Source organism: Streptomyces sp. NPDC056347 (genome assembly GCF_042262625.1).
In the GTDB taxonomy this organism is placed as follows: domain Bacteria; phylum Actinomycetota; class Actinomycetes; order Streptomycetales; family Streptomycetaceae; genus Streptomyces.
Genome location: NZ_JBHJQP010000253.1, coordinates 1 through 8,379, shown reverse-complemented (window position 1 = coordinate 8,379; position 8,379 = coordinate 1). Strand labels below are relative to the sequence as shown.

Genomic DNA, 8,379 nt, shown 5'->3' with positions numbered 1-8,379 from the left:
TCCTTCGTGGGCTGCTTCTTTTTTTTATACGACCCCCCCCCGTTTCGGACCACCGCATGCACACGAACCGGCCCCCCCGGGGGCCCGGGGCGCCTGAGTACGGGTACTCAGGCGCACGGGCGCTCGCGTCCTATCCGGGCCAGTACGTCCGGGCCCAGGCCCGCGGCCCCGGCAGGTGCCGGGTGCTCCGGGCGATGCGCCCCGGGTCGGACCACTGGCCGGGCAGCGGCGCCGCCGGAACCCCGTCCGGCGCGGAGGTGCCGGGCACCTCCGTCGCCGCCCGGGCCCGCACCACCGCCAGCGCGGCGGCCAGCTCCTCGGGGGTCGGGTTGCCCCGTACGACCTTGATCATGGCCAGGACCCTTTCTAGAGGGGGATGTTGCCGTGCTTCTTCGGGGGCAGCGACTCCCGCTTGGTCCGCAGCTGGCGCAGCCCCTTCACGATGTGCGCACGGGTGTCGGACGGCATGATCACCGCGTCGACGTAGCCGCGCTCGGCCGCCACGTACGGGTTGAGCAGGGTGTCCTCGTAGTCGGCGATCAGCTCGGCGCGGGTGGCGTCCTGATCCTCGGCGGCGGCGATGGTGCGCCGGTGCAGGATGTTCACCGCGCCCTGCGCGCCCATCACGGCGATCTGCGCGGTCGGCCAGGCGAGGTTGATGTCGGCCCCCAGGTGCTTGGAGCCCATGACGTCGTACGCGCCGCCGAACGCCTTGCGGGTGATCACGGTGATCAGCGGGACGGTCGCCTCGGCATAGGCGTAGATCAGCTTGGCGCCGCGCCGGATGATGCCGCCGTACTCCTGGTCGACGCCGGGCAGGAAGCCGGGGACGTCGACGAAGGTCAGCACGGGCACGTTGAACGCGTCGCAGGTGCGGACGAAGCGGGCGGCCTTCTCGCTCGCGTTGATGTCCAGGCACCCGGCGAACTGCATCGGCTGGTTGGCGACGATGCCGACCGGGTAGCCCTCGACGCGCCCGAAGCCGGTGATGATGTTCGGCGCGAACAGGGACTGGGTCTCCAGGAACTCGCCGTCGTCCAGCACGTGCTCGATGGCGCTGTGCATGTCGTACGGCTGGTTCGCCGAGTCCGGGATGAGCGTGTCGAGCTCGCGGTCCTCGTCCGTGGTGGCGAGATCCGCGGCCTCCGGGAAGGCGGGCGCCTCGGACAGGTTGTTGGAAGGCAGGTACGACAGCAGCGACTTGACGTACTCGATGGCGTCCTTCTCGTCGCCCGCCATGTGGTGCGCCACCCCGGAGGTGGTGTTGTGGGTGCGCGCGCCGCCCAGCTCCTCGAAGCCGACGTCCTCGCCGGTGACCGTCTTGATGACGTCGGGGCCGGTGATGAACATGTGCGAGGTCTGGTCGACCATGACCGTGAAGTCGGTGATCGCGGGGGAGTAGACCGCCCCGCCCGCGCAGGGGCCGACGATCAGCGAGATCTGCGGGACGACGCCGGAGGCGTGGACGTTGCGGCGGAAGATCTCGGCGAACAGGCCGAGCGCGGCGACACCTTCCTGGATGCGCGCGCCGCCGCCGTCGTTGATGCCGATGACCGGGCAGCCGGTCTTCAGCGCGAAGTCCATCACCTTGACGATTTTCTCACCGTAGACCTCGCCGAGCGAGCCGCCGAAGATGGTGAAGTCCTGCGAGTAGACGCAGACCGGGCGGCCGTCGACCGTGCCGTAACCGGTGACGACACCGTCGCCGTACGGGCGGTTCTTCTCGATGCCGAAGTTGGTGGAACGGTGCCGGGCGAATTCGTCGAGCTCCACGAAGGAACCCTCGTCGAGCAGCAGGTCGACCCGTTCCCGCGCGGTCAACTTGCCCTTGGCGTGCTGCTTCTCCACCGCCCGCGCGGATCCCGCGTGCGTCGCCTCGTCGATACGGCGCTGCAGGTCCGCGATCTTGCCCGCGGTGGTGTGGATGTCGGTCTCTTCCGGCTCGGACATCGGGTGGCGGCTCCCTGCCTGGTCACGGGGACGACTGTGCTGCTGCTGATCGGGTGCTGGACACCCATGTGCTGATCAGGGGCTGGACACCCATTGATCAGGGGGTGAACACCTACTGATCCGTAGCGTATCGGCGCCGATACGGTTCGGCAGTGCGTCGTTTGCCACACCTAGTCTGGCTTGCATGACACCTTCGGATACGCCACGGAGCCGTTGGTCCGACCTGGACCGGCCGCCCCTCAACGTCCCCGCGCTGCGCCGCGGACTGCTGCTCCCGGGCAGCCTGTGGACCTCGCTCGACGTCGTGGAGAGCACCGGGTCCACCAACTCCGATCTCGCCCGCCGCGCGGCCGGCGGCCTCGACGCGGGCACCGTGCTGGTCGCCGAGGAGCAGACGGCGGGGCGGGGGCGGCTCGACCGCACCTGGACGGCCCCGGCCCGTTCGGGGCTGTTCTGCTCGGTCTACCTGGAGCCGGACGGAGTCCCGGCCGAGCGGTGGGGCTGGCTGCCGCTGCTGACCGGGGTCGCCGTGGCGACCGGGCTGGCCCGGGCGGCGGGCGTCGACACGGCGCTGAAGTGGCCCAACGACCTGCTCGTCACGGTGGACGGCGTCGAGCGCAAGGCGGGCGGCATCCTGGCCGAGCGCGCCGGGAACGGCGTCGTCATCGGCATGGGGCTCAACGTCTCCCTGCACGCGGAGGAGCTGCCGTCCCCCACCGCCGGCTCGCTGGCCCTGGCCGGGGCCGTCTCCACCGACCGCGAGACGCTGCTGCGGGGCGTGCTGCGCTCCCTGGAGCACTGGTACGGCCAGTGGCGCGCGGCGGGCGGCGACGCGGCGGCCAGCGGCCTCCAGGAGGCGTACGCGGCGGGCTGCGCGACCCTCGGCCGGACGGTGCGGGCCCAGCTGCCGGGCGACCGGACCCTCGGCGGCGAGGCCGTGGCGATCGACGGGGACGGGCGGCTGGTCGTGGCGACGCCGGACGGCGCGCGGGAGGCCGTGTCGGCCGGGGACATCGTCCACCTCCGGGGTGTGGCGGGCGGCCTGGTCTGAACGGGCGGCGGGGCTTCCCGGGAGGCGGCCCCACGGCCGCCCCGGGACACCCCGAGGGGTGAATCAACGCCCTCCCGCACACCTCCCGCCGCCCCCGCCCCGGCCGAAACCCCCACGTCCCGGGGCCCGCCCGGAAACATTCCGGGATGCCGTACGGGCGTGAGCCACGGCACACCTGCCGTATCGTTGAGTCGATCCACCGGCGGACAGATCGGCAGGGCAGTGCGCAGGGAACGGGCAGGAGGCGGCTGGTGACCGTCGACGACACGACCTCCGGTGCGGGCTCACAGCCCCCGTCGGAACCCTCGGTCCACGCGACACCGCATCACGAGGTCGACCATACGGCGGAGCCGACCGACGACCCCCTCGCGATCCGGCTGGAACAGCTGATCCTGGGCGCCGACCGTCGCTACACCCCGTTCCAGGCGGCCCGGACCGCCGGGGTCTCGATGGACCTGGCCTCCCGGTTCTGGCGGGCCATGGGCTTCGCCGACATCGGACAGGCCAAGGCGCTCACCGAGGCGGACGTGCTGGCGCTGCGGCGGCTCGCCGGTCTCGTCGAGGCGGGGCTGCTCAGCGAGCCGATGGCGATCCAGGTGGCCCGGTCCACCGGCCAGACCACCGCCCGCCTCGCGGAGTGGCAGATCGACTCCTTCCTGGAAGGGCTGACCGAGCCGCCCGAGCCCGGGATGACCCGCACCGAGGTCACGTACCCGCTGGTCGAGCTGCTCCTGCCGGAGCTCCAGGAGTTCCTGGTCTACGTGTGGCGGCGCCAGCTGGCCGCCGCCACCGGGCGGGTCGTGCAGGCCGCCGACGACGAGGAGATGGTCGACCGGCGCCTCGCCGTCGGCTTCGCCGACCTCGTCGGGTTCACCCGGCTGACCCGGCGGCTGGAGGAGGAGGAGCTCGGCGAGCTCGTCGAGGCCTTCGAGACCACCGCGGCCGACCTGGTCGCCGCGCACGGCGGCCGCCTCATCAAGACCCTCGGCGACGAGGTCCTCTTCGCCGCCGACGACGCGGGCACCGCCGCCGAGATCGCGCTGCGCCTGATCGAGGCGATGACCCCGGACGAGACGATGCCCGCCCTCCGCGTGGGCATCGCCTTCGGCACCGTCACCACCCGGATGGGCGATGTCTTCGGCACGACGGTGAACCTCGCCAGCCGGCTGACCTCGATAGCGCCGAAGGACGCCGTGCTGGTGGACGGCGCCTTCGCCGAGGAGCTGACCCGCACGGGGGATGCCCCGGCCTCCGAGGTGGCGGCGGCGGAGCAGGCCGCGGTGGCCGAGAAGGAGCGCCGCGAGGGCGGCGGGCCGGTCTCCGTCCCCACGTACCGCTACGGGCTCCAGCCGATGTGGCAGCGCCCGGTGCGCGGGCTCGGCGTGGTGGAGCCCTGGCTGCTGGCGCGCCGCACGACCACCTGACCCCCGGGGCCCCGCCCCCGGGCGGTTGTCGAGGACGCGACATAGGATCCCCCGGTAACGCTCGTTAACCGGAGGGGTGAAGTCATGGTCGTCACGTCCGAGCAGCGGTTCGGGGAGTTCGTCGTCGTACGGGTCCACGAGGGGCAGGAGCACGTCGCGGAGCTGGTGCTCGACCGCCCGAAGGCGATGAACGCCGTGTCCACGGACATGGCCCGCTCGATCGCCGCCGCCTGCGACGCGCTCGCCGCCGACCCCGGCGTACGCGTCACCGTCCTCACCTCCAGCCACGAGCGGGCCTTCTGCGTGGGCGCGGACCTGAAGGAGCGGAACTCCTTCACCGACGCCGAGCTGCTGCGCCAGCGCCCCACCGCCCGTGCCGCGTACACCGGGGTGCTGGAGCTGCCGATGCCGGCCATCGCGGCCGTGCACGGCTTCGCGCTCGGCGGCGGCTTCGAACTGGCGCTGTCCTGCGACCTGATCGTCGCCGACCGCACCGCCGTGGTCGGACTGCCCGAGGTGTCGGTCGGGGTCATCCCGGGCGGTGGCGGTACGCAGCTGCTGCCGCGGCGGGTCGGTGCGGCGCGCGCCGCCGAACTCGTCTTCTCGGCCCGGCGGCTGGAGGGGGCCGAGGCACACGGACTCGGGCTGGTCGACGAACTGGTGGAGGCCGGGCAGGACCGGACGGCCGCGCTGGAGCTGGCCGGACGGATCGCCGCCAACTCCCCGGTGGGGCTGCGGGCGGCCAAGCGGGCGCTGCGGCTGGGCCACGGTCTCGATCTGCGGGCCGGGCTCGAAGTGGAGGACGCCGCCTGGCGGTCGGTAGCCTTCTCCGGCGACCGGGCCGAAGGAGTCGCCGCGTTCAACGAGAAGCGGAAGCCGAACTGGCCCGGTGAGTGACGCGTTCCGGCCCGCCAGGCCCGGAGTGATCGCGTTGCGTGACGGTGCATCGTGTGAAGATCACGCGCTGTGCCACTGAAACCGATCGAATCTCCGCAAAGGTACATAAGCTGTAGCGATGGGTGATGATGCACGGCTGCGGGCCGTGGTGGCGCTGGCCCAGGCGATGGCGGCGGCGCACACCGCACGGGGATCGTGGCGGGCCGCCGCGCTGGGCGCGTGCGAGGCGCTGGGCGGCAGTTTCGCCGCGCTCTCGGTGTGGGAGCGCGGGCCCGGCCGGCTTCGCGTGCTGGTGAACGCGGGCGAACGGGCCGAGGGGGAGGAGGAGTTCCCCGGGGAGGAGGTGTACCCGGTGCACCGCTTCCCGGAGATCACCGAGTTCCTGCACGAGCGGTGGGCCGGGGGCGGTGAGCCGGACGCCTGGGTGGAGACCGCGGACGGTGCGGTGGATGGGCCGCCGTCGGCCGGGCCGGAGTACGGGAGCGGGTACGGGCGCGAGCGGGTGGCCGCGCTGCGCCGGCGCGGGCGGGGCTGCTGCGTGGTCGCGCCGGTCGTGCTGCACGGCCGGGCCTGGGGCGAGCTGTACGTGGCGCGGCCGCTGGGGGCGCCGGTGTTCGACCGGGCGGACGCGGCCTTCGCGACCGTCCTCGCGGCGGTCGTCGCCGCCGGGATCTCCCAGTCCGAGCGGTTGGAGGAGGTGCGCAGGCTCGCCTTCACCGACCCGCTCACCGGTCTGGCCAACCGCCGCGCCGTGGACGTCCGGCTGGAGGAGGCGGTGGAGCGGCACCGGGCGGACGGTTCGGTGGTCAGCCTGGTGGTGTGCGACCTGAACGGGCTGAAGCGGGTCAACGACACCCACGGCCATGCGGTGGGCGACCGACTGCTGGAACGTTTCGGCTCGGTGCTGTCGCGGTGCGGCGCGATGTTGCCGGGGGCGCTGGCGGCACGGCTCGGCGGGGACGAGTTCTGCCTGCTCGCGGTGGGGTCCGAGGAGGACGAGGTGATCCGGGTGGCCACCGAACTCTGCGACCGGGCCGCGGAGTTGGAGCTGGGTGACGGGGTGGCGTGCGGGATCGCGTCGACCGGGGACCCGGTCGGGCCCGTGGTGTCGGCGCGGCGGCTGTTCCGGCTGGCGGACGCGGCCCAGTACCGGGCCAAGGCGGCCCGCTCGGCGGGGCCGGTGGTGGCGGGGCGCGACGACGAGGCGATCCGGCTGGCCGACGCCCCGCCCCGGCACGGGCACGACCGCCGCCACCTGCGCGGCAGCCACCCCTGAGCGGCCTGTCGGCGGCGGGGCGGTCGCCCCGCGGGGGCCGTCGGCGGGTAAGGGGTCAACCGAACGACCACTAGTGACATGAAGGGATTCAATCCGTACGCTGCTGAATATGGATATGCACACAGTCGTGGTGGGGACGTCCGGTACCACCGCCCAGGACGTCATCGCCGTGGCCCGGGGCAACGCCCGTGTCGAGCTCGCGCCGGCGGCCCTCGACGCGCTCGCCGCCGCCCGCGGGATCGTGGACGCGCTCGCCGCCAAGCCCGAGCCGGTGTACGGCGTCTCCACCGGCTTCGGGGCGCTGGCCAGCCGGCACATCGGCCATGACCTCCGGGCCCAGCTCCAGCGCAACATCGTCCGCTCGCACGCCGCGGGCATGGGGCCGCGCGTCGAGCGCGAGGTCGTGCGCGCGCTGATGTTCCTGCGGCTGAAGACGGTCGCCTCCGGGCACACCGGCGTACGCCCCGAGGTCGCGCGCACCATGGCCGACGTGCTCAACGCGGGCATCACACCGGTCGTCCACGAGTACGGCTCGCTGGGCTGCTCCGGCGACCTGGCCCCGCTCTCGCACTGCGCGCTGACGCTGATGGGCGAGGGCGAGGCGGAGGGCCCGGACGGCACCGTGCGGCCCGCCGGCGAGCTGCTCGCCGCCCACGGCATCACCCCCGTCGAGCTGCGCGAGAAGGAGGGCCTGGCCCTTCTCAACGGCACCGACGGCATGCTCGGCATGCTCGTGATGGCCCTGGCCGACCTGCGCCGCCTCTACACTTCCGCCGACATCACCGCCGCCCTCTCCCTGGAGGCGCTGCTCGGCACGGACAAGGTGCTCGCCCCGGAGCTGCACGCCATCCGCCCGCACCCCGGCCAGGGCGCCAGCGCCGACAACATGCTGCGGGTGCTGGCCGGTTCCGGCCTCACCGGCCACCATCAGGACGACGCGCCCCGTGTCCAGGACGCCTACTCGGTGCGGTGCGCGCCCCAGGTGAACGGCGCGGGCCGGGACACCCTCGACCACGCCGCGACCGTCGCCGCGCGCGAACTGGCCGCCGCCGTCGACAACCCGGTGGTCCTGCCCGACGGGCGGGTCGAGTCGAACGGGAACTTCCACGGCGCCCCCGTCGCGTACGTGCTCGACTTCCTGGCGATCGTCGCCGCGGACCTGGGCTCCATCGCCGAGCGCCGCACCGACCGGCTGCTGGACAAGAACCGCTCGCACGGGCTGCCGCCGTTCCTCGCCGACGACGCCGGGGTGGACTCGGGCCTGATGATCGCCCAGTACACCCAGGCCGCCCTGGTCAGCGAGATGAAGCGGCTCGCGGTGCCCGCCTCGGCCGACTCGATCCCGTCCTCCGCGATGCAGGAGGACCATGTGTCGATGGGCTGGTCGGCGGCGCGCAAGCTCCGTACCGCCGTGGACAACCTCACCCGGATCGTGGCCGTCGAGCTCTACGCGGCGACCCGCGCCGTCGAACTGCGCGCCGCGCAGGGCCTGGTGCCCGCGCCCGCCACCCGGGCCGCCGTCGAGGCGCTGCGGGCGGCCGGGGTCGAGGGACCGGGGCCGGACCGCTTCCTCGCGCCGGACCTGGCCGGGGCCGACGCGTTCGTACGGGCCGGAAAGCTGGTCGAGGCGGTCGAGTCGGTGACCGGTCCGCTGGCCTGAGCGGAAACGCCGGTCCGGGCGGGCCGGGAGGCCCGGGGCGGGGGCGGTCCGACGGGACGGGCGCCGGTAGCGGCCGGTGACGGCGAAGGGCCCGCGCCCGGCGCTCCTGGGGAAGGAGCGC

At 73.5% G+C, this 8,379-nt stretch carries 7 protein-coding genes; 5 read left to right on the top strand and 2 right to left on the bottom strand.

The features are described from left to right. Window positions 1-130: 130 nt before the first annotated feature. Both ACFCV8_RS34205 and ACFCV8_RS34200 read right to left on the bottom strand, forming a co-directional pair. Window positions 131-352, bottom strand: coding sequence for an acyl-CoA carboxylase epsilon subunit (locus ACFCV8_RS34205; protein ID WP_376689407.1), 222 nt, complete (start codon window positions 350-352; stop codon window positions 131-133). Between the two features lie 14 nt (window positions 353-366). Beyond that, entirely contained in the window at window positions 367-1,950 is a 1,584-nt protein-coding gene (locus ACFCV8_RS34200) for an acyl-CoA carboxylase subunit beta (protein ID WP_376689406.1), read from the bottom strand. 184 nt (window positions 1,951-2,134) lie between these two features. On the opposite strand from ACFCV8_RS34200, the gene ACFCV8_RS34195 reads away from it, so the two are divergent. From ACFCV8_RS34195 to hutH, 5 genes are all read left to right on the top strand, one after another. Continuing rightward, a complete protein-coding gene (locus tag ACFCV8_RS34195) occupies window positions 2,135-3,001 on the top strand; it encodes a biotin--[acetyl-CoA-carboxylase] ligase (protein ID WP_376689405.1) in 867 nt (288 codons plus the stop codon). Between the two features lie 251 nt (window positions 3,002-3,252). Continuing rightward, on the top strand, window positions 3,253-4,425 hold the full coding sequence (locus tag ACFCV8_RS34190; protein WP_376689404.1) for an adenylate/guanylate cyclase domain-containing protein: 1,173 nt from the start codon (window positions 3,253-3,255) through the stop codon (window positions 4,423-4,425). A gap of 84 nt (window positions 4,426-4,509) precedes the next feature. Then, complete coding sequence (locus ACFCV8_RS34185) at window positions 4,510-5,322, top strand: enoyl-CoA hydratase/isomerase family protein (RefSeq protein ID WP_376689403.1); 813 nt, start codon at window positions 4,510-4,512, stop codon at window positions 5,320-5,322. A gap of 118 nt (window positions 5,323-5,440) precedes the next feature. Then, the gene (locus tag ACFCV8_RS34180; RefSeq protein ID WP_376689402.1) at window positions 5,441-6,598 is read left to right on the top strand and encodes a diguanylate cyclase domain-containing protein; all 1,158 of its coding nucleotides are present in this window, start codon (window positions 5,441-5,443) and stop codon (window positions 6,596-6,598) included. 109 nt (window positions 6,599-6,707) lie between these two features. Beyond that, complete coding sequence (gene hutH, locus ACFCV8_RS34175; protein ID WP_376689401.1) at window positions 6,708-8,258, top strand: histidine ammonia-lyase; 1,551 nt, start codon at window positions 6,708-6,710, stop codon at window positions 8,256-8,258. Window positions 8,259-8,379 lie beyond the last annotated feature (121 nt).

Coding starts and splice junctions, on each gene's coding strand:
- ACFCV8_RS34200 (WP_376689406.1), bottom strand. CDS start 1,950: ATGTCCGAGCCGGAAGAGACCGACATCCACACCACCGCGGGCAAGATC.
- ACFCV8_RS34195 (WP_376689405.1), top strand. CDS start 2,135: ATGACACCTTCGGATACGCCACGGAGCCGTTGGTCCGACCTGGACCGG.
- ACFCV8_RS34180 (WP_376689402.1), top strand. CDS start 5,441: ATGGGTGATGATGCACGGCTGCGGGCCGTGGTGGCGCTGGCCCAGGCG.
- hutH (WP_376689401.1), top strand. CDS start 6,708: ATGGATATGCACACAGTCGTGGTGGGGACGTCCGGTACCACCGCCCAG.
- ACFCV8_RS34205 (WP_376689407.1), bottom strand. CDS start 352: ATGATCAAGGTCGTACGGGGCAACCCGACCCCCGAGGAGCTGGCCGCC.
- ACFCV8_RS34185 (WP_376689403.1), top strand. CDS start 4,510: ATGGTCGTCACGTCCGAGCAGCGGTTCGGGGAGTTCGTCGTCGTACGG.